11 protein-coding genes and 2 pseudogenes are annotated in these 21683 nt (G+C 71.7%); 8 read left to right on the top strand and 5 right to left on the bottom strand.

Features of this window, described 5'->3' with window-relative positions; all coding sequences use genetic code 11:
- Positions 1-16 precede the first annotated feature (16 nt).
- Positions 17-3301: an amino acid adenylation domain-containing protein gene (locus tag IF09_RS0130800; RefSeq protein WP_324606878.1), complete on the top strand. Its 3285-nt coding sequence runs from the start codon at positions 17-19 to the stop codon at positions 3299-3301.
- Between the two features lie 313 nt (positions 3302-3614).
- Positions 3615-5885 carry an MMPL family transporter gene (locus IF09_RS0130795; RefSeq protein ID WP_037636430.1) on the top strand — a complete coding sequence of 757 codons (2271 nt, stop codon included), beginning with the start codon at positions 3615-3617 and terminating at the stop codon, positions 5883-5885.
- A 146-nt stretch (positions 5886-6031) separates the two neighbouring features.
- Here IF09_RS0130795 and IF09_RS0130790 read toward each other — a convergent pair whose 3' ends face one another.
- The 4 genes and pseudogenes from IF09_RS0130790 to IF09_RS40855 all read right to left on the bottom strand — a co-directional run bounded on the left by IF09_RS0130790 (position 6032) and on the right by IF09_RS40855 (position 9928).
- Positions 6032-6808, bottom strand: a complete 777-nt coding sequence (locus tag IF09_RS0130790) for a MerR family transcriptional regulator (protein WP_030301297.1) — start codon at positions 6806-6808, stop codon at positions 6032-6034.
- Between the two features lie 4 nt (positions 6809-6812).
- A complete protein-coding gene (locus IF09_RS0130785) occupies positions 6813-7613 on the bottom strand; it encodes an alpha/beta fold hydrolase (protein ID WP_030301296.1) in 801 nt (266 codons plus the stop codon).
- Positions 7614-8293: 680 nt separating this feature from the next.
- On the bottom strand, positions 8294-9064 hold the full coding sequence (locus IF09_RS0130770; RefSeq protein WP_030301295.1) for a thioesterase II family protein: 771 nt from the start codon (positions 9062-9064) through the stop codon (positions 8294-8296).
- A gap of 352 nt (positions 9065-9416) precedes the next feature.
- Positions 9417-9928, bottom strand: a pseudogene (locus IF09_RS40855) (DUF4097 family beta strand repeat-containing protein).
- On the opposite strand from IF09_RS40855, the gene IF09_RS46465 reads away from it, so the two are divergent.
- On the top strand, positions 9834-10031 hold the full coding sequence (locus IF09_RS46465; RefSeq protein ID WP_199920510.1) for a hypothetical protein: 198 nt from the start codon (positions 9834-9836) through the stop codon (positions 10029-10031). The pseudogene IF09_RS40855 and the gene IF09_RS46465 overlap by 95 nt on opposite strands.
- Positions 10032-10282: 251 nt before the next feature.
- Positions 10283-11896 (top strand): serine/threonine-protein kinase, encoded by a 1614-nt coding sequence (locus IF09_RS0130755; RefSeq protein ID WP_030301294.1) that lies wholly within the window; start codon positions 10283-10285, stop codon positions 11894-11896.
- A gap of 97 nt (positions 11897-11993) precedes the next feature.
- Here IF09_RS0130755 and IF09_RS47420 read toward each other — a convergent pair whose 3' ends face one another.
- Positions 11994-15314, bottom strand: a complete 3321-nt coding sequence (locus IF09_RS47420; RefSeq protein WP_158710090.1) for a hypothetical protein — start codon at positions 15312-15314, stop codon at positions 11994-11996.
- Positions 15315-15759: 445 nt separating this feature from the next.
- Between IF09_RS47420 and IF09_RS46455 the strand changes: the two are divergent.
- From IF09_RS46455 to IF09_RS47415, 4 genes and pseudogenes are all read left to right on the top strand, one after another.
- Positions 15760-16710: pseudogene (locus tag IF09_RS46455) on the top strand (immunity 49 family protein); the annotation flags it as partial.
- On the top strand, positions 16705-17760 hold the full coding sequence (locus tag IF09_RS45045; RefSeq protein WP_234321210.1) for an ABC transporter substrate-binding protein: 1056 nt from the start codon (positions 16705-16707) through the stop codon (positions 17758-17760). The pseudogene IF09_RS46455 and the gene IF09_RS45045, both read left to right, overlap by 6 nt.
- A gap of 67 nt (positions 17761-17827) precedes the next feature.
- The gene (locus tag IF09_RS40850; protein ID WP_158710089.1) at positions 17828-19009 is read left to right on the top strand and encodes a pentapeptide repeat-containing protein; all 1182 of its coding nucleotides are present in this window, start codon (positions 17828-17830) and stop codon (positions 19007-19009) included.
- Positions 19010-19178: 169 nt separating this feature from the next.
- A complete protein-coding gene (locus tag IF09_RS47415) occupies positions 19179-21590 on the top strand; it encodes a D-alanyl-D-alanine carboxypeptidase family protein (RefSeq protein WP_234321203.1) in 2412 nt (803 codons plus the stop codon).
- Positions 21591-21683 lie beyond the last annotated feature (93 nt).

Genomic DNA, 21683 nt, shown 5'->3' with positions numbered 1-21683 from the left:
ACCCCCTTCCCCGAAGGTGGGGGTGATCTGTGAAGTTCTCCGATTCCCGGGCCTGTTTGCTGAGGGGTTGATCTGTGTGCGTTCGTTCGGTGCGTCGTCTGCGCATAAAGGCATGTGGCGGGCGCAGGAAATGGCTCCCGACACGCCGAACCATGCGCTGACCATGTGGGATGTGGACGGTGAGCTGGACACGGCCGTCATCGAATCCGCATTCCTGCACGTGATGGGCGAGGCGGAGGTGCTGCGCGTCAACTTCGTCGACGACGGCAGCGGACTGCGCCTGGTACCCCGGGAACTGGGGGACTGGCGGCCCTTCTTCCTGGACCTCAGTGCCGAGGCCGACCCCGAGCAGGCGGCGCGCGAAGCGCTGGCCGACATGGTGCGGCAGCCGTTCGACCTGTCGCGGGACCTGCTGTTCCGACTGGGCGTGGTCAAGCTCGCGGAGGCCCGCTCCCTCCTCGTGATCGCCTACCACCACCTGATCTCGGACGGGTTCGGCGCGGGCGGCCTGCTCTCGAAGCGCCTCGCCGAGGTCTACACGGCGCTGGTGCGGGGCGAGGACGTCCCGCAGATGCCGCACCCGTGGGACGCCGAGTCGTTCGCGGCCGAGGCGACGGACTACCTCGCCTCCCCGAAGTTCACCGAGGACATGGACTTCTGGCGCGGCTACCTGAAGGATGCGCCGGCGCCCGCGCAGGTTCCGCGCGTCGCCCTGTCCGACTCGATGCGGGCCGCCCTCTCCGAGCCGATGAGCAGCGCCGACCGCTGGTCGGAGGTGGCCGAGACCATCGGCATGGTGAGCCGGACGCTGACCGTTCCGCGCGCCGAGGCCGACGTGTGGACCGAGACCGCGACGTCCATGGGCGTGTGGATGTCGCAGATGATGACCGCGGCCGCGGCGGTGTTCTTCCGGCACCGCTGCGACCGTCCGGAGTTCCTCCTCTCCCTGGCCGTCGGCAACCGCGTCGGCGTGGCGAGCAGGACGCCCGGCCTGGCCGTGAACGTGGTGCCGGTGCGGGTCTCGGTTCCGCTCAGCGCGACCTTCGCCGAGATAGCCGACGCCATGGTCGACGAGACGTACGAGCTCTTCGGCCACACCGCCTGCCACTACTCGGACATCCAGCGCGCGAGCGGAACCGTCCTGAGCGGCCGCGGCAGTTTCGGCGCCGTCATGAACGTCGTCGAGTTCGTGGAGCAGCTCCACTTCGCCGACAGCCCGGCGCGCTACTCCGGCGCCACGACCGGCACCTTCGAGGAACTGTCGATCGGCGTCTACACCGACGGGAGCGCCGACAGCGACCTCTACATCCGGCTCGACGCCCCTGCCAGCCTGTACCACCGCGCGGAGCTGCGCTTCCTCGGCGAGGAGCTGATCGCGCACATCCGTGCCGTGGTGGCCGCCGGTACGCAGCCGGTCGGTGCGCTGGACGTGGTCGGCGGTGTCGAGCGCGACGGCGTCCTGACGGCGCCGAACGACACGGACGTGCCGCTGCCGGGGCTGACGGTTCCCGAGCTGTTCGCCCGGCAGGTGGAGCGGGACCCGTACGCCATCGCCATGGTGTCCGGCGACTCGGAGGTCTCGTACCGGGAGCTGGACGAGCGCTCGAGCCGTCTCGCCGAGGCGCTGCGAGGGCAGCACGTGGGACCCGAGACGGTCGTCGCCGTGGCGCTGCCCCGGTCGGTGGACCTCGCCGTCGCCCTGCTGGGCGTGGTGAAGGCGGGCGGGGCCTACCTGCCGATCGACCCGACGCTCCCGGCGGAGCAGATCAACGCGCAGATCGGCGCCGCCCCGGCGCGCGCCCTGCTCACCGATGCGGCGACGGCCGGCGCTCTCTCCTCCCACCTGGACGTTCCGGCGATCGTGTTCGACGACGTCCGCCCGGACACCGCCGACCACGCGAACAACGGCGCGCCGGAAGCTGCGCTCACGGCGCACCAGGACAGCCTGCTGGCCGTCATGCACGGCTCCGCAACGACCGGTGCGGCCACCGGAGTCGCCGTGACGCACCGGAACATGGAGCGGTTCGTCAAGGACCGCCACTGCAAGGAGGCCGGCCAGAGCACGGTGCTGTGGCACGCGCCGCACACCGCCGACGCGCTCGCCCTCGAACTGTGGGTCCCCCTGCTGAACGGCGGCCGCGTGGTCGTGGCGCCGGCGGGCGAGCTCGACATCGACGCGCTGACCGCTCTGCGGGCGGTCCACGAGATCTCCACGCTGTGGCTGCCCGCGGGCCGGTTCTCGGTGATCGCCGCAGAACGCCCCGACTGCCTCGCCGGGCTGCGCGAGGTGTGGACCGGTGGCGACCGCGTGTCGACGGCCGCGCTGCGCCGGGTCCGCGAGGCCTGCCCCGAGCTGACGATCGTCACCGGCCATGGCCTGACGGAGACCACCGTCTTCGCCGCGTGCCAGCGCCTGGCCGCGGACGAACCCGTGCGCCTCGCGTCCGCGGTCGGCCGCCCGATGGACAACACCGCCCTCTACGTGCTGGGTCCGGGACTGGCGCCCGTCCCCGTCGGCGTGACCGGAGAGCTGTACGTGGCCGGGCCCGGCGTGGCCCGTGGGTACGCCGGGCAGCCCGGGCCGACCGCGGAGCGGTTCGTCCCCTGCCCCTTCGGTCCGGCCGGCGCGCTCATGTACCGGACCGGGGACCGGGTGCGCTGGGGTACCGGCGGCCGGCTCGAGTACGTGGCCCGGGCCGACGCCCAGGTCGATGTACGTGGCGTTCGAGTCGAGTTGGCCGAGGTCGAAGAGGTGCTGTCCGAGCACAGCGGCCTTGCACAGTCGGTCGTGGTCGTCAAGGCCGATGGTTCCGGGCAGCAGCGCCTGGTGGCCTACGTGGTCCCGGTCCGCGGCCAGAGCGTCTCGGGCGAAGAGCTGCGCCGGTTCGCCGCGGGGTGGCTGCCGGAGTCCATGGTGCCGTCGGTGTTCACGGTGCTGGAACGCCTGCCGGTGACGGTCAACGGGACGGTGGACCGGGCGGCGCTGCCGGAGCCCGAGTTCGACGCCGGGAAGTACCGGGCACCGCGCAACGAGACCGAGCGGGTGCTGGCCGCGGCGTTCGCCGACGTGCTCGAGCTGGACCGGGTCGGCATCGACGAGGACTTCTTCGACCTCGGCGGAAACTCGCTGCGAGCGATCCGGCTGGTCGGCCTGATCCGGGCGGAGCTGAACCAGGAGGTGTCGATCCGCAGGCTGTTCGCGGCGCGCACCATCACCGGTCTCTCGGACATGTGGAAGGACCTCGCCCAGTCGAGCAGGCCGACCCTGCGCAGGAGGACGAGGGAAGGCGCCGTTCTCTGACCGGTCCGTCACACCGGAGCGCCCGCGGCACCCTGACGAGGGGGCCGCGGGCGTTCGTGTGGCCTGCCCGCCCGTATGCCTGCCCGCCGGCTTGAGCAGGGCTCAAGTGCGCCACCACCGGGCTCCGGTGAACTTCCGACGGGGTTCGAGCCCGCGCTGGATCGACCCGTGTGCCTGGTCGCGTACGGCGTTCGTGGCCGAAGCCGGCGGGATGGCGCGAATCCGACGCCCACAAGAAAACCGCACGAGCGGTTTGTTATTGTCCACGTGTCCTGCCTCTTTGCTCTGCCGATCCGATGGGAGTCCACTCGCCGTGGCCACCTTCCTTTACAAACTCGGCCGCCTGGCGTTCCGGCGCCGATGGCTGCTGGTCGTCCTGTGGGTGCTGATCTTCGGCGGCGTCGGAGTCGCGGCGTCCTCCGCACCCCCGCCCCCCGCCGACACCTTCTCCATGCCGGGCACCGAATCGCAGAAGGCGTTCGACCTGCTCAAGGAGAAGTTCCCCACGGCCAGCGCCACCGGCGCCAGCGCCCGCGTCGTCGTCCGCGCCCCCCAGGGCGCCAAGATCTCCGACGCAGGCCCGAAGGCCGCCGTCACCGAGCTGCTCGGAAACCTGTCCAAGGCCCCCGAGGTGACCGGCGCGACCGACCCCTACCAGGCCAACACCATCAGCCAGGACGGCACCACCGCCTACGCGGTGGTCACCTACAAGGTGCCCGGCCCCGAGGTGAGCGACGAGGCCCACGACGCCTTCGACGAGATCACCGAGAAGGCCCGGGCCGGCGGACTGACCGTCGAGGCCGGCGGTGACGCCGTCAAGATCAAGGCCGAGATGGGCGGTTCGGGCGAAGGCATCGGCATCCTGGTCTCCGCCATAGTCCTGCTGCTGACCTTCGGCTCGATGATCGCGGCCGGCATGCCGCTCCTGACCGCCACCATCGGCGTCTCCATCGGCATCTCCGGCATCACCGCGCTCGGCAGCACGTTCGGGCTCTCCGCCACCACCTCGACGCTGGCGATGATGCTCGGCCTCGCCGTCGGCATCGACTACGCGCTGTTCATCGTCTCCCGCTACCGCTCGGAGATGGCGGAGGGCCGTGACCGCGAGGAGGCCGCCGGACGCGCAGTCGGCACGGCCGGCTCGGCCGTCGTCTTCGCCGGCCTCACGGTCATCATCGCGCTGGCCGGCCTGTCCGTCGTGAACGTCCCGCTGCTCACCAAGATGGGCCTGGCCGCCTCCGGTACGGTCGCCGTCGCCGTCCTCATCGCGCTGACGCTGGTTCCCGCGCTGCTCGGCTTCGCCCCGTTCAAGGTGCTGCCCCGCCGCGAGCGCCACCTGTTCTGGAGCGGGCCGCTGTCGGCCCGCAAGCAGCGCGTGTCCGCCAAGCGGGCCGCCAAGGCCGCCGCGCGCGCCGCGAAGAAGGACCCCAACAAGCCGAACCTCGGCTCCCGCTGGGCCGGCTACGTGCTCCGCAACCCGATCGCCGTCCTGCTCGTCGGCGTCGTGAGCCTGGGTGCGCTCGCGGTCCCCGCCGCCAGCCTGGAGCTCGGCCTGCCGGGCGAGGGCACCATGTCGACGGAGACCACCCAGCGCAAGGCGTACGACATGCTGTCCGAGTCCTTCGGCGCCGGCTTCAACGGCCCGCTGATGGTCACGGTCAGCGCCAAGGACGCCAAGGCCGCCGGTGACACGGTCGGCAAGGCCCTCGCCAAGGTGGACGGCGTCGCCTCGGTCTCCCCGGCCACCGCCAACGAGGCCGGCGACACCGCCATCCTCAACGTCGTCCCGACCACCGGTCCGGCCGACAAGAAGACCGAGGACCTCGTCCACGACCTCCGCGCCCTCGCGGGCGGCCTGGAGGAGCAGACCTCCGGCGAGGTGCTGATCACCGGCCAGACCGCGATGCTCATCGACTTCTCGAAGACGCTGGACGACGCGTTCGTGCCCTACCTCGGCCTGGTCGTCGGCCTGGCCTTCGTCCTGCTGGTCCTGGTCTTCCGCTCGCTGCTCGTCCCGCTGAAGGCGGCCCTCGGCTTCCTCCTGTCGGTCAGCGCGGCCCTCGGCGCCGTCGTCGCGGTCTTCCAGTGGGGCTGGCTGAAGGACGTCCTCGGCATCGACCAGACCGGTCCGATCATGAGCACCATGCCGATCTTCATGATCGGCATCGTCTTCGGCCTGGCCATGGACTACGAGGTCTTCCTGGTCTCCCGGATGCGCGAGGCCTACGTCCACGGCGCAGGCCCGGACGAGGCCGTGACCACCGGCTTCCGCTACAGCGGCCGCGTCGTCACCGCCGCGGCGGCCATCATGATCAGCGTGTTCTCCGGCTTCATCCTGGACGCCAACGACATGATCCAGATGATCGGCTTCGGGCTGGCGACGGCCATCCTCTTCGATGCCTTCGTCGTCCGCATGGCGATCGTGCCGGCCCTGTTCGCCCTGCTCGGCAAGGCCGCCTGGTGGCTGCCCCGCTGGCTGGACGCACTCCTGCCGAACATCGACGTGGAGGGCGAGAAGCTCAACCGCATCGTGGCCCGCTCGGTCCCGGTCCCTGAGCGCGAGCTCGCGGACCGCGTCTCCTAGCGGATCCCCGTTCCCCGCAAGGGACACACACCGCGGACTCCCGCCGCGGACCGGCCCCCGTCCGACCGTCAGGGAGCCGCACACATGGCCGGCCCGGTGGCATCAGCCACCGGGCCGGCCGTCGTCTTCCGCGCGGCCCGCGGCCCTCACTGATGCGGGATGTCGACGCCCGCCGCACGGAGGTTCGCCTCCAGCAGCTCGGTCAGCCGGGCGGCCGCCGGCGCCTGGTCCTCCCGGTGGTGGTTGATGAGCCCGTAACGGGTGGCGGCGTCGGGCCGGGCCTGGAACTCGGCCGGCATCGACAGCAGTTCGCGGTGGGCCAGCATCTTGGCGGCCAGGGCGGACGCGAGCTCGTCCAGCCGTGCGTCGTCCGGATCCCACGACTCGGCCTCCTGGCAGAGCTTCATCAGCTCGACGTACTGGGGGTCGCCGAGCTGGCGCTCGAGCTGCGTCAGGAAGCTGTCGAAGAACTCCGGTACCAGGGCACGGGCCAGGATCAGGGCCTCCTGCTGGATGGCCACGTATTCGGCACCGAAGCCGAGCTCCGCGAACCGGTCCAGGGCCGCGCAGGCGCGCTCGGGCAGCAGCAGCCGGTCGCCGGCGGCGAGCCGGTGCAGCACCGCGCGCCGCGCGATCAGCTCCTCGATCCGATCCGTGAGCCGCCGCTCGACGTCGTCCAGGGCGGAGGCGAACTGCTCGGGATCGGCGTCGAGCAGATCCCCGACCTCGGCCAGCGGCACGCCCGCGTCGGCGAGCGTCCGGGCCTGGACCAGCCGCAGCATGTCGGAGGACCCGTAGCGGCGATAGCCGGAGCTGTCGCGTTCCGGTTCGTCGACCAGGCCGAGCCGGTGGTAGTGGCGCACGGTCTTCACCGTGACGCCGGCGAACGCGGCCGCCTGACCGATCGTGAGTCCGTACACCATCGGCTCAGCGGGCCCTCTGGTCGTGCGCTGCCGCGGTCTCGCGGACGGCCGCGGCGATCGCCCGGAAGTCCTTGGCCAGGATCTTGGAGTGGTTGCTCGCGACCTTCGCGCTCACTTTGACGTTCGGGTTCCGGGCGAGCACGGGATCGAGTGCGGTCCGCATCTTCTCCATCTCCTCCTGGCCCCCGCCGAGGCTGGCCCCGGTGGCGAGGACGTACCGCACCGGGCAGGTCAGGCGGTCGAGGACCGGCTCGATGGCGGCGTTGATCTCGTTGGCCTCGATGTTGATGTCGGCATGCTGGTCGGCGGTCATCCGCGCGGCCAGGCCCAGCGGGCGCACCAGCGGGAGCAGCCACCGCATCCGGCGGAACAGGCGCCGGATCCGCTCACGGCCCTCCTCGCCGGTCAGACCGTACGGAATGCCGCCGTCCACCGGCACGATCCCCACGACCCGGCCCGGATTCCGGTCGGCCCAGTGCGCCGCGAGCGCCGCACCGTACGACCACCCGACGAGCAGCGGCCGCTCCACCCCGGTCGCGTCGAGGACGGCATCGAGGTCGCGGACGCATGCCTCGAAGGAGTAGTCCGCCGACCGCTTCGACCGGCCGCGGGCCCGCTCGTCGTACGTGATGTGCCGCCAGCCGGAGTCGAGTTCGGCGATCACGGGCCGCCAGGGCCGGGAGTCGGCATAGGAGCCGTTCAGGTAGACGATGGGACGGCCGGGGCCACGGGTATCGGTGACGGCCAGGGCCGTGTCGTCGACGGGGACCATGCCGGTCCAGGGCGAGGAAGTGGAATGGGTCATGCCATCAGCGTCCACCCTGACCCAGGGTCAAGGTCAACCAGCGACATCAAGCCGGACCTCACACGAGCTTCATCGCCGAACCGATCGCGGCCACGAACCCGTCGACGTCCTCGGGCGTGGCCCACGGCGCCCACCGGGCCGTCACTCCGTGTTCGGCCAGTGCCTCGACCAGCCCGGCGCCGTCACCGTCATGTCGAGGCCGACGGGGATCGAGGCGGCCGCGGTGTTGCCCAGCATCCCCGGTGACGATCACCCGCTCGGGCACGAAGCCCGCGCCGTGCCCGAACAGGGGATAGGTGCGCCGGTCGGAGGGATCGAGGGCACATGAGTACGTGCGCCGGCCACGACGAGGTTCCCGTGAGCCCGCGCGTGGCGCTGGATACCCTCATCGCGCAACGCAGCGCAGAACTGCTGGAGCAGCAGCAAGCCCTTGAGATGGGCCGGATGGCGGCCTCAGAGCTGGCTGCGACCGTGACGGGCAGCAGGGGCACGTCCGTTGCGGCTGGCGTGGAGCACCTGTCGGGAGTTCTCCGGAACTCCGCGGACCCGTGGGGAACCGATCTCATGACACGGCTCGAAGCCGGGAGCCGATTCGAAGCCGGAGTGAACGCAGCCCGCCGAGGGCTGGCTCTGGCTCCGGCTGAACACCTTCTGATCGACTCCCGGCCGGGAAGGCGCGGTCAGACAGCGGCGGTGGAGGCGAGCAGTCCCTCGGTGACGGCCGCCGCGACCTCCTCGACCTGGTCGACGAGGTAGAAGTGGCCGCCGGGGTAGACCTTCAGATCGAACTCACCGGTGGTCTGCTCGCGCCACGTCCCGGCCTCCTGGACCGTCACCATCGGGTCGCTGTCCCCGATGAGGGTGGTGATCGGAGCGGCGAGCGGCTCTCCCCCGCGCCAGTCGTACGCGGCGAGGGCCCGGTAGTCGGCTCGCAGCGCCGGCAGCACCAGCTCCAGGACCTCGGGGTTGTCGAGCATCGACTGATCGGTGCCGCCCAGCCTGCGCAGCTCGGCCAGCACGTCGGCGTCCTCGTAGAAGTCGTACTGGGAGCTGGTGCCGGGCTGCGGCGCGCCCCGGCCGGAGAGGAACAGCCGCTGGGGCCCGGGAAGATCGCCCCGGGCGACGAGCAGCCGGGCCGTCTCGAACGCGACGAGCGCGCCCATGCTGTGGCCGAACAGGGCGTACGGCCGTCCGGGGTCCGAGGCCAGCTCGTGGGCCAGCTCCTCGGCCACCGCCGCCACGAGCGGGGCCACGGCCGTGAACGGCTCCTCGTGGTACCGGTCCTGGCGGCCCGGGTACTGCACGGACACCACGTCGAAGTCCGCAGGCAGCGTACGCGCCAGCTGCACGTACGCCGTCGCGGAGCCTCCCGCGTGCGGGAAGCAGAAGAGGCGTGGCCCGTTTCCCGCGGTCGTGGTCGTGGTGAAGCGCCGGAACCACGTGTTGTTCATGGTCGGTGTGTCCCTTCGTCTGTGCCGGCAACACGGCCCCCGCTGATCACACCGACCGAACCGGCGGCGGACAGAGCGAAAGCCCGCCGGTGCCCTCGGGGGATGGGGCGCCGGCGGGCGGTTCGATGCCCCGGGAGGGCTCGCGCCCGTCCGTATCGGAGCTCATGTCCCGAGCATCACGCCCCGTCCTCGACGACCGCTCGCAGTCCGCTGGAGAACCCGTACAGCCGGCGCCGGTGGTTGAAGGATGCGGTGGACCAGCCAGCGGTAGCCGAGTGCGATGAGGGCGATGGACCAGCCGAGGGCGAGCCAGCCGTTGCCATGAGGGACTCTCCCTTTTGTCTGCTGCGGGTCAGAGGCTGCGGGCGGTGATGTCGCCGTAGTTGGTGCTGGCGTGGATGTTCAGGCCGGCGACGCCTTCGCTGTTCTGGAGCGAGTTGAGGATCCGGCCGTAGGTGGTGCCGGCGTCCAGGGAGGCGGAGACGCCGCGGGCGGCACCGACCGTGATCTCACCCTGTTCCGTGCGCAGCGTGACCGTGCCGCGGACGGCCTCGGCGATGTGGAGGTCGCCCTTCTGGGTGCTGATCTGCGCGTCCCCGCCCAGGCGGCCGACCGAGACGTCGCCCGACATGAGGGCCATACGGGCGCTCGCCGCTTCGTCGATCTTGACCGTGGCCTGCGCGCCCTCGAAGGAGACGGCGCCGCGGTCGTCTCCTCGGCGGCCTTCACGTCGCGGCTCTTGGAGGCGTCGGCGGGCAGGATCTCGACGGTGGTGTTGTCCCGGTCGGCGGCGATGAACCGGACGCGTCCTGCGGGGATGTCGACGACGGTGGAGCTGGCGGCGGGGGTGTCGAACTTCTGCATGGTGCTCTCCTTCTTCTGCAGCGTGCGCTCCGTCGGCCCGCTGTTTCTGATGATGGAAAAGCTACGTTGCATTCATGGATTCGGCAACAAGCTCGTTGCGTAAAATCTGAATCATTGCAGGTGGAGGCCAAGAAATCGTTGCAATGCTGCTGAACCTAACGCAACAAGAAGCCCTTGATCGTTGCAATGGATTGAGTGTGAACGCGATACTTGGAGACACCACAGACCCGCCACGAACGCGGCCGCGGAGCCGACAGCGGAGGCCCCCGGTAATCCCGGCAATTCCCGTCCCCGCCCGGCGCTTAGGGTGATGTGGATCAACTCATCGGTTGGTCAGGGGATCGGGGGGAACCGATGAACAGTGCGACCGAGGTGTTCCAGCCGCTGCAGGAGGACGATCCGCAGTCGGTGGCCGGCTACCGCCTCGTGGCCCGGCTCGGTGCGGGTGGCATGGGCCGGGTGTACCTCTCGTACACCCGGGGCGGCCGCCCCGTCGCGATCAAGGTGGTACGGCCGGAGCTGGCCGAGGATCCGGCGTTCCGGCGGCGGTTCCGCCGCGAGGTGGAAGCGGCCAGGCGCGTCCGGGGGGCGTACACAGCCGAGTTGATCGATGCCGAGGCGGACGGGGTGCCGCCCTGGCTCGCCACCCTGTACGTGCCCGGGCCCTCGCTCACGGAGGCCGTCGCCCGGCGCGGACCGCTGCCGGTGCCCGCGGTGCTGTGGCTGGTGGCGGGGGTGGCCGAAGCCCTCCAGGCCATTCACGGTGCGGGCATCGTGCACCGGGACCTGAAGCCTTCGAACGTACTCCTGGCCGCCGACGGGCCCCGTGTCATCGACTTCGGCATTTCGCTGGCGTCCGGCACCACCGCGCACACCGCCACGGGCACCGCCATCGGCACGCCCCAGTACATGGCCCCCGAGCAGGCGTCGGCGGGGGAGGTCACGACAGCCACCGACGTCTTCGCGCTGGGCCAGACGGCGGCGTTCGCCGCGCTGGGCGAGCCGCTGTACGGAGACGGCCCCGCCGTGAGCGTGCTGTTCCGGATCGTGCACTCCGACCCCGATCTCTCCCGGCTGCCGGAGCCGCTGCGCCCGCTGATCGCCCGGTGTCTGGCCGCCGATCCGGAGGAGCGGGCCACCCCGGCGGAGATCGTCGCGTGGTGCCGGCAGCGGCTGGGCGAGGACGCCGACGGGGGCGGCGGCCCGGCCGTCTGGCGGGAGGTGACGGGGCCGGAGGTGATGATTCCGGGGCCTGCCCCGGATCCCACCCCGGTGCACACCCTGCCGCTGGTCGGCCGGCCGGCGCCGGCCGAGCCGCAGGAACGGAACCCGCGCAGGCGGCGTACCGCGCTGATCGCGGCCGCGGCGGTGACAGCGGGAGTGCTCGTGCTGACAGGGCTGGCCTGGACGGTCATGGACGCGACGGACAGACAGCGCGACCGGGACGCGGCCGCGGCAGCCTCGGCCGCGACAGCCCACACAACACCGTCAGGCACGGCCGGCTCAGCGGCCGCCGACGGGAAGCCGGCCTCTTCCGGGTCCGGGGCCGCCTCCGGATCCGGAGGCGCAAGCACGCCCCAGCCACCGAAGCCCGTTCCCCACACCATGCTGATGCTGGAGGAGAAGAACTCCATCAGCCTTCAGGAGCCGGTCCGGCACGAGGACCGCACGGGCGACATCCGCCTGACGTGCACGGAGCGAGAATGCGCGCTGGAGAGCGACTCGAGCCTGATGACCCTGCTGTTCGGAGAGCCGAGCGGCTCCTACGAGGAGTGCCGGGCGCTCACGGCGAACGGCTCCCGGAGAGTCCCGCTGGCCGCGGTGGCGCTCGGCAGCGAGATCTGCGTCAGGAACCCGTCGGGGGACATCGCGCTGCTCGTGATCCAGATCAAGTCGACCGTACCCGTGAAGGGCGTGCCCAAGTTCGTGTCGACGGACATGACGGTCTGGCGGACCCCGGCAGCCTGACGCCTGCCGGACGAGTTCCCGCGAGCGGTCCCGGCCGATCCGCTTCCCCGCCGAGCCGGTGCTCGGCGGGGAAGCGGCGCCCCGTACCGCAGGCTGCTCAGGCGAAGTAGCCGAAGACGTCGACGATCACATGGGTGTTGCCCCAACTGAGGTTGGCGAGCTCCACCTTGCCGTCGGCGCCCACCGGCACCGTCACCAGGTTGGCCACGGTCGTGCCGGCCGTCCAGTTGAGGTTGGACGAGTCCGGCCGGGCGGTGCCCGACGGCCAGGCGGTGAGGTGGCCGTCGGACTTCGGGTCGGTCACCGTCACGTTCAGCACGACCGCCTTGGCACGGCCGAGTTCACGGCTGCCGGAGAGGTCGAGCACGGCGCTCCCCTCCGGGAACACCATGCCGGTGGTCCGGGTGTCGAGCATGCGCTGGGGACCGGCGGTGTGGAAGGTGGCACCGGCCGGGTCGTCCGAGTAGTAGCCGAACACGTCGGCGATCAGGTGGGCGGTGCCCCAGCTCGCGTTGAACAGCTTCACCGTCCCGTCCGCGCCGACCGGGACCACCACGTGGTTGGGCACGGTCTGGCCCGCCGTCCAGTTGAGGCTGGAGGAGTTCGGCCGCTCGCTGCCCGACGGCCACACCGTCAGGTGCCCGGCGTCCTTCGCGTCCGTCACCGTCACGTTCAGCACGACGGCCCGGACGCCACTTCGCGGGACCCCCCCACGCCCCGCGACCTGCAGCGACACCTCGCTGCGCGCCGGCACCGGCGTCGTGCCCGGACGGCCCACCGCCGCCCGCGAGTCCAGCAGCCGCGCCGGGCCCGCCGAGGAGAAGGTGCTGCCGCCGGCATCCGCGGAGTAGTAGCCGAAGACGTCGGCGATCAGGTGCGCCGTGCCCCAGCCCGCGTTGCGCAGGTTCACCTTGCCGTCCGCACCCACCGGTACCACGACCTGGTTCGGTACGGTCCGCCCGGCCGTCCAGTTGAGGTTGGACGAGTCCGGCCGCGTGGTGCCCGACGCCCAGGCGGTGAGGTGGCCGTCGGACTTCGGGTCGGTCACCGTCACGTTCAGCACGACCGCCTTCACCCCGGACTGCGGCACCCCCGCCCGGCCCGCGATCTGCAACGACACCTCGCCGCCGGCCGCCACCGGGTCGGTCCCCGGACGGCCGAGCGCCTCCCGGGTGTCCAGCAGCCGCGCCGGGGAGAGCGTCGTGAAGCGGTCGCCGGCCTGGGGGACCGGGATGCCGTTGTGGGCGACGTGGATGCGCTGCCCGTCGGCGTCGGTCCAGACGATGTTCGCGCCGGTCCGGTCGACGGCCCAGGACCGGTTGGGCTGGCGGAAGGACTTCCAGTCCTGGCCCTGGGCCAGCGTACGGATCTGCACGGTGTTCTCGCCGCCGGAGGCCTTGATGCCGTCGTGGAAGTCGAGCAGCAGCAGCCGGCCGGTGGCCAGGTCCTGGCGCACCAGGTAGCCGTCGCCGAGCAGAGACTCCCGGCCCCAGGTCGCGTTGGACCCGCCGGCGCTCTGCACCGGCACCGAGAGGGTCTGCCGGGTCACGGTGTCGTACACCCCGCTGGTGCGCAGGGTGCCCTGGCTGTCCTGGCAGCCCCAGCTGACGAAGGTTCCCACGGCCTCCAGCAGGGTGGCCGGGCACGGCGTGGTGAAGGTGCCGCGGTCCATCTCGCCCCGTATGTCGCTGGCGTAGACGGTGGTGCTGTTCTCCCGCGAGGTCCACAGCGTGTCGCCCTGTACGGCGACGCCGGTCGCCTGCGTCCGCAACACCTGGGCACGGGCGTCGAGATCACCCACGATCACCTGGTGGTCGGACGTCCAGTTGCCGTTCGCGGTCTGCGCGAGCACCGCGTACCGGCCCGAGGCGTCCGCGGTCTGCAGGCCGGCCACGTCGCCGGTGGGTATGCTGCCGGCCCAGTCCCGGTTGCCGGCCTGCCGGATGGCGGCCGCCTTCCATTTCACCGGCTCGTGCTCCAGATAGCGGCCGTCCCCGGTGGACCGGACCCCGACGCAGCCGGCGTTGTGGCTGAAGCAGTTGCTCACAGTGTGCGTGCCGTCGAGGTACTCGAAGGTCTTGACCGGGGTCGCGTCGTTCGAGACCCGGTAGCTGCGGAACGCGCCGGTGATGTCGCCCGGCTGGAAGTGGACGGTGTCCGAGGCGGCGGTGAGCACGCCGCCGCCGATCGACAGGCCGAAGACGGTGGCGGGCGCCGCAGGGACGTCGGCCAGCCGCGCGGCCAGCGGCTTGGCGGCGCCGTCCGCGGTGATCCGCTGGACGGCGACCTCCGGCTGGGTTCCGTAGGCGGGAGCCTTCGGGCTGCCGACCGCAACCAGCGAGCCGTCCGGCGCGGGCAGCAGCTGGGTGTCGGCGAGCTCCAGCAGGTTCTCGACGATGCCGGAGGCCGAACCGATGGCCGCGAAGCGCAGCGGACGGCCCCGGTTGTCCCCGGAGGTTCCCGCACCGGACTCGGTGCTGAGCAGCCAGTCACCGAGCAGCCGCAGCTCGCCCGCCACCGGGTTGAAGTACGTGGAACTCAGCACGGTCTGCGGCTGCGCCCGGTCGAGCACGTCCACCATGTTCCGGTCGCCGGTGCGCAGCACCTTGCCCTTGGCCAGCCGGAAGCCGTGCGAGAACGCGAACTCCCCCTCGTCCGGCAGCGCGGTGGTCTGGCCCGTCACGACGTCCACGAGGACGGAGTGGCTCAGGTTGCCCAGGCGGTGACGCAGGATCAGCGAGGTCTGGTCGCCGTCGTGTACCGAGGCCTCGAGGGCCGCCTCGGCCGGCAGCGCCACCCTGGTACGGACCGTCGAGCCGCCGTCCAGCCTGTTCAGGAACCAGCCGGTGACGGCGGAGTCGCTGCCCTCGAAGGTCACCACGGTGCGCCCGTACGTCCCGTAGTAGGTCTGCCCGGCCGGGACCGTGACGGTGCCCAGCGCGACCGGCCGGCCGGTGGCCAGGTCGTACAGGTCGACCTTGGCGTCCGTGGGGACCGCCACGGTGTCGGAGGACGTTCCGTACCGGTGGTCGGGAGCCCCCCGGTAGCCGCCCGAGGGCTTGCCCTGGTCCAGGTCCGCGCTGACGGGGGCGGGCAGCCGCAGCCCGGTGTCGGTGCTGGCGCCGGTGTCGTACCGGGTCCACAGCAACCGGTCGCTGCCCTCACGGGCGTGCAGCAGGCCGGATTCGCCGGCCACGTAGAGCTGGTCCCTGGCCGGGAGGCCCCGCGGGGCGGCGGGCAGCACCAGCTCCCCGGCGGTAGGTGCGCCTCCGGCGACCGGGGCGGCGACCGCCTCGGGCAGGGCCACGTCCAGTAAGGCGGCGCCGGTGACCAGAGCCAGGGTGGCGGCTCCCAGTCCCCGGCGCAGTCGCGATGATCTTCGTACGGTCGGGTCCACAACCACCCTCTCAGCGAGCACGGGAGGAAGGGGACACCACGGAACCGGCCCCGGGCAGCCGCTCGCGCGGGCCGGTCGGCCTGACTCCAAGTGATCGGTCCCCCTCCGATCGTGTCGGAGCATAACAACGGCGATCACCCGCCCGCAGGATCTTCCGCCCGACCCCTCTGATCACCAGCGAGCGGCTGCCCGGCGGCTACACCCTGAACACCACCGTCAAGCCCGGCATCACCGCATCGAGTACTTCGCCAACGACCTGGTCCGTCGCCAGACCACCGGCAACAAGCGCCAGACCTGGGAAAATCGACCCCCAGCTGCGCTTCCGGTCCTGGACGGTGGACGCCCAGAACGGCGGCACGTGGTCCCGGACGGAGTCCAAGAGTTCAGGAAGCCGTAGCTTGCCGGGGGCCCCTCGCCTGCTGGTAGCGTCCCCCGTCCGGCCGAAGATCACGTAAGGACGCCAGCCGTGCAGGACGAAACACGCCACGAGTGCAGCAGCGAGCGCATGGCCCACGCGCTCGAGGACATCGGCCGGCGGACCCGGCGGCGGTGGTACGACATGCGCTACGACCACGCATCCCCGGCGAAGCTCCGGGAGATGCACGACGAACTCCTCGACCACGTCGCTGCCCGCACCGTGGCGGACCCGGCGCTCGACGAGCCGACGCGCTCGGCACTGCGGACCGCTGCCGAGTGCTCCCTGGGGGTGCTGAGCCTCGGCTGCTCCCCCCACGGCGACCAGGAGATCCTCTTCCCGCTCATCGGCGAGACGCTCAGCAGCGAGGACATCGAGTTCGGCGACGTCGTCGAACTCGACCCTGAAGGGCAGGCCCCCAACGCCAGGACGTGGCTCGACACGTTCGAAACCTGCATGGTCAGCGGCCTGGTGTGGGAACGGCAGAAGGTGATCGGCCTGCTGTTGCGCAACGACTATGCGCCCGCGATCCACGACGGGGTGCCGTACTCGAAGCTGAACTCGACGTCGGCCCCGGCCGACCTCGCGGCGATGGACGCACTCTGCGGCTACCTGGCCAGGGCAAACGGGCACCTGCCACGCCACTGGCCGGCCGTGACCCTGTGCAAGCCGGACGCCGACGAGCGCTCCCGGGCCGCCCGAAGGCTCGACGCAGCCGGCCCCCTGACACAGGACCGGCGTCTGCTTCGGGTGCTCCTCGACGACGACCAGCCCGCCTTCGAGCAGGCACTCGCGACCCGGCTCATCGAGCACCGGGAGAGCGTGGGCCCCGATCCCGCCCCCCGGACTCTGCTGCCACTCGGCGCTCTCGCCCTGGCCGCCCTCGCCGTCCAGGTGCACGGCTGGGAGCTCGGCGTCCGGTCCGGCTATCTGCCGCACGCCATGCTGGGCTCCCCTGATGCGCTGCAGCGAGCAGCGGACGGATCAGCCGTCCGGATCGGCGCTCTCGTACCGCTGACCCGGCCCGGCTGGGTCGAGGCAGGCCGGCACCTGCTCGCCGGACTCGAGCTGGCCGTCCGCGAAGTCAACGACGCCGGCGGGATCCTCGGGCGACCGCTCGAGCTGGTGGTCCGGGACACCGCGGCCGACCCACAGAGGGCGGCGGCGGCCGTGGACGAACTGGCCGGCCTGGGCGTGGCCGCGTTGGCGGGGGAGTACCACAGCGTCGTCGCCCGCGCCGCTGCCGCCAGGGCCGACGCCCTCGGCCTGCCGTTCCTCTGCTCGTCAGCCGTGCTCGACGAGCTCACCGAACAGCCGACGCAATGGGTCGCACGCCTCGCCCCGGCGCAGTCCCACGGCTGGCGGACCTACGCAGACTTCCTCCTCGGCGCGGGCCACAGCCGCATCGCCGTGGCAGCACAGCCGAGTGTCTACTGGGCATCCGGGACCCGCATCCTGCGGGACCACCTCGCTCCACGCGGCGGCACCGTCATCGAACTCGACATGAGCGCGCTCACCCCCGCCGCGCTGTGCGAGGAACTCGTCGACCACCGCGCGACAGCGCTCCTCCTCCTGGTAGGGCACCCGGAGCCGGCCGTACCGATCGTCAAGTCCGTCCGCCAGGACCCGCGCCTCGCCGAGATCCTGATCGGTGCCCCGGCCGGACAGCCGGAGTTCGCCGAATGGGCGGCGCTGCTGGGCGCCGACGGCGCCGCGATCCCGTTCCTGCGCTACCTGCCCGAACAGCTCAGTCCCCTCGGTGCACGCGTCGGGGCGGCCCTCCGCGAGCGGCTGGGCGAGGCGCCCTCCTTCGTCGCCTTCGAGGGCTACGACACGGTCGCCGTCCTCGCCGACGTGCTGCGTTCCAGCGGCGCGGACCGGGCGCGCACCGCCGAATCCTGGCCGCGCGTTGCAGTAGAAGGCACCCGCGGCCGGATCCGGTTCTCCCGCACACCGGACATCAGCGTCTGGCAATGGACTTGGACGCCGGTCCAAGTCGCCGACCGGGATCCGGCGGAACCCGACCGCTTCCGAATCCTCCACACCGGCTGAGGGCGCCGCTCTCCCCCTCGTTCCAGAGCACGACGAGCAGACGCGTGCCGCGTCCCCTCTGGTGCGCGTGCCGGTGGTACGCCACGCTGGCCGCGGGCGGGAAAGGGGGGAGGGCGTGATGAGGGCTCTGACTCCGCGCGGTGTCATGCGCTGGCCACTGGTTCTGCATGTCGTCACGGCACTGCTGCTGGCCGGTGCTGCATCCATAACGATCTTGGGGCTGCTGTGGCTGACGCTGGGAACACCTCGAGTACAGGTGGCCGGACCCCTCAAGCCCGGCGACACGTACGACGCCATCAAGATCGCCCTGGCTGTCGTGGCCGGAGCCGGCGGCGTAGTGGCCCTCGTAGTCGCCTATCGACGCCAGCATCTCAATGAGACCACCGACGCCCGGGAATACGACAAGGCGCTGATCGAACGGTTCGGCGCCGCCGCCGGGCAACTCGGAGCCGACCAGCCGGCTGTACGCATGGCGGGCGCCTACGCGATGGCACGGCTCGCCGATGAATGGCCTCAGGAACGGCAGATGTGCATCGACGTGCTGTGCGGCTACCTGCGCATGCCACACGCACCCGATCCACCCACGGACGACCAGGTGCTCACGGCCTGGCGACGCGAACGGAAGGTTCGTGAGACCGTCCTGCAACTCATCGGTGCCCACTTGCGCGATGAGGCCCCTGAATCCTGGCAGGGCCACGACCTCAACTTCGCCGGCGCCGTCATCGACGTGGCGGACCTCCGTGGTGCCCGTTTCACCGGCGGCGACATCGTCTTCGTGGAGACGCTCTTCGTGGCTCACGGCCGAGACCAGGTCATCTTCGACGAGGTCGACTTCGCCGAAGGCAGCTGCGTCTACTTCCGGCTGGCCGAATTCCGCAGCGGATCCGTCCGCTTCAACCGGGCCACCTTCAGCGGCGGCTGGGTCACCTTCGACAGTGCCCGCTTCACAGGTGCACAGGTCAGCTTTCGGGACGCTGCCTTCACGGCGGGCGAGGTCCTCTTCGAGGACACCGAGTTCTCCGAAGGGTGCGTCGACTTCGAAGGCGCCACGTTCACCGGCAGCACGGTGAATTTCCGTGAGCACCATCTTCCTTCCGTGTACGTCACGGTGCCGCCAGCCCGCTTCGGTGGGGCCACCGTCGACTTCTCGCAAGCAGCCGACTTCACCCACCCTCCCCGGTTCGGCCTGCAGGCGCTGCCTCCTGGTCTCCGGCTTCCCCCGGGCACCAGCGTCTCCGACCTGCCTTGACGACGCGGGCCTGAGTATGACCGGACGGTCACAGGATCCGGTTCCGGGAACGGACGGGGTGCGGCGTACATCTAGCCGGTCGGCGAGGCTCCTGCGGGGGCCTCGCCCGACAGAATCGGCAAGAACCGGGCGGTGGCCGACCGGTGGTGAGTGGCAAGGCGGGGCAGGAATGAAGGCGGTAGCGGTGACGGGCGGTTCCCCGGACACCCCGGAGACTCCGGCGACGGAAGGGACCGAGGTCCCGGTAACGGATCCCGGTACGCAGGACACGTCCCCCGGCACCGGCGGCTCGGAGACCCCGGAGCGCGCAGAGGCCGAAACCCCTGCCGAGGCCGACAGCGCCGCGGAGACCGGGTCCGCCACGGACGCCCCGGCCGAACCCGAGGCGAACGCAGAAGCCGAGCCGGAGGCTGACGCGGAGCCCGAGCCCGAGCCCGAGCCGGAGCCGGAGCCGGAGGCTGACGCCGACCCCGGGCCGGGGCCGGACGCGGAGCCCGAGGCGGCAGCTGAGCCCGAGGCTGACGCGGAGCCCGAGCCGGAGGCTGACGTCGAGCCGGAGCCGGAGGCTGACGTCGAGCCGGAGGCGGAGCCGGACGCGGAGCCCGAGGCGGCAGCTGAGCCGGAGGCTTACGCGGAGCCCCAGCCGGAGCCCCAGCCGGAGGCTGACGCGGAGCCCGAGCCGGAAGCCGAGGCCGGGCAGGCATCCGAGGCGGAGGCCGAAGGCAGCTCCGAGGCAGGGCCAGAGGCCGGCGAGACCGCGCCCGAGGCCGAAGCACAGCCCGACACGGAGGGGGAGCCCGACGCGAAGGCCACCGGCGGGCCCGCGCCCGAGGCGGAGGCCGACGGCCGAGAGGTACCCGAGCCCGAGACCGAGGCCACCGACGAGGGTGATGGCGGCGGCGGTGCGGCCCAGGACGAGGACGCGCCTGACGAGGCGGCCGAGGAAGCCGAAGAGCCCGAGGCGGCCGAGGCGGTCGAGGCCGAAGAGCCCGCAGAGGACGGTCCGGCGGACGACGCGGGCCGGAAGCCCCGGCAGACGCCGTCCTGGGCTCGGGGCGACGCGGCCGAGGCCGACCCGGAGCGGACCAGCCAGTTCGTGGCCCTGAAGGAGCTGGACGCCCCGGCGGAGAAGGCCCCTTGGCCGGCAGCCGTACCGCAGAACCGGCGCCCGGCTCCGGCCGCGGCCGCGGCCTCGGCTCCGGCCGCGGCCCCCGCTCCGGCCACGGCCGCGGCTCCAGCGGAGGTCGTCGAGCCCACCCGCAAGGTCCCGCTCCCCCCGCAGCCCCCGCTGGACCTGCTGGCCGAGCTCACCAACACCGCTCCCCCGCCGGAGACCCCGCGCCGCACCGCCGTCCGGCGCGTGAAGATCTGGACCCCGATCCTGCTGCTCCTGGCCGGCGCGGTCACCGGCGCGCAGCTGCTGCGCCCGCTGCCCGCCCCGCAGATCGTCGCGGCCGAGCAGGCGCACACCCTCGACGGGCAGTTCTCCGTACCGTGGCCCGCCAAGGGCCAGGGCGCCGTACGCGTCCCCGGCTCCGGCGACATCGGCACCTTCGGCGAGCAGAAGCCCGTGCCCACCGCGAGTGTCGCCAAGGTGATGACGGCCTATGTGGTCCTCAAGGGCCACCCGCTCCGCAAGGGAGAGGCCGGCCCCCAGATCGAGATCGACGCGAAGGCCGTGGCGGACGGCACCTCCGATGACGAGTCCCGCATCGAGGGCCTCGTCGCAGGTACGAAGTTCAGCCAGCAGGACATGCTGAAGATGCTCATGATCCCGTCGGCCAACAACGTGGCCCGGCTGCTGGCGCGCTGGGACACCGGTACCGACTCCGAGGCTGCCTTCGTCGAGAAGATGAACGCCGCGGCCAGGGAACTCGGCATGCATGGCACGACGTACACGGATCCCAGCGGTCTGGACGCCGGAACGGTCAGCACGGCCGCCGACCAGCTGAAGCTGGCCGACGCCGTGATGAAGGAGGAGGCGTTCCGTGCGGTGGTCGCGCTGCCGAGCGCCGAGATCAAGGGACTGTCCACGACGCTCATCAACAACAACGACCTGCTCACCGTCAACGGCCTGAGCATCCGCGGCATCAAGACCGGCTCCAGCACGCCCGCGGGCGGCACCCTGATGTGGGCGGCGTACAAGTCGGTCGGGGACGAGACCCCGCTGATCCTCGGCACGCTCATGGACCAGCACGTGGACGGGCCGGACCACAACGGGGAGAACAGCCTGAAGCTCGTGAAGACCAACAGCAAGAAGATCATCGAGGCGGTGCGGCAGGCGCTCGCCTCGGCTCCGGTGATCCGCAAGGGCCAGACCGTCGGCCACGTGGACGACGGCCTCGGCGGCCGTACCCCGCTGGTGGCCACGAAGGACCTGAACGTGATCGGCGTACCGGGCCAGCAGCTGAAGCTCACCCTGCGGCCGGGGGCCTCCGGGACCCCGCACGCCGCGAAGGCGGGAACCGAGGTCGGCGTCCTCACGGCCGGCGACGGGGAGGGCGCGAAGAGCGTCCCGGTGGCGGTCGGAACCGACCTGGCCGAACCCTCCTTCGGTGCCCGCGTCACCCGCCTCCGCTAGTGCTGTGACCGGCAAGGTTCACCGGGTCGCGACGCCCGGCACGGCACCTCGCCGCGTTGTCGGACCGCGCAAGTACGTCCAGTACGAGCCGCG

This window comes from Streptomyces katrae, assembly GCF_000717655.1.
GTDB classification, from domain to species: Bacteria; Actinomycetota; Actinomycetes; order Streptomycetales; family Streptomycetaceae; genus Streptomyces; species Streptomyces katrae_B.
This window is presented reverse-complemented; position numbering and strand designations above follow the sequence as displayed.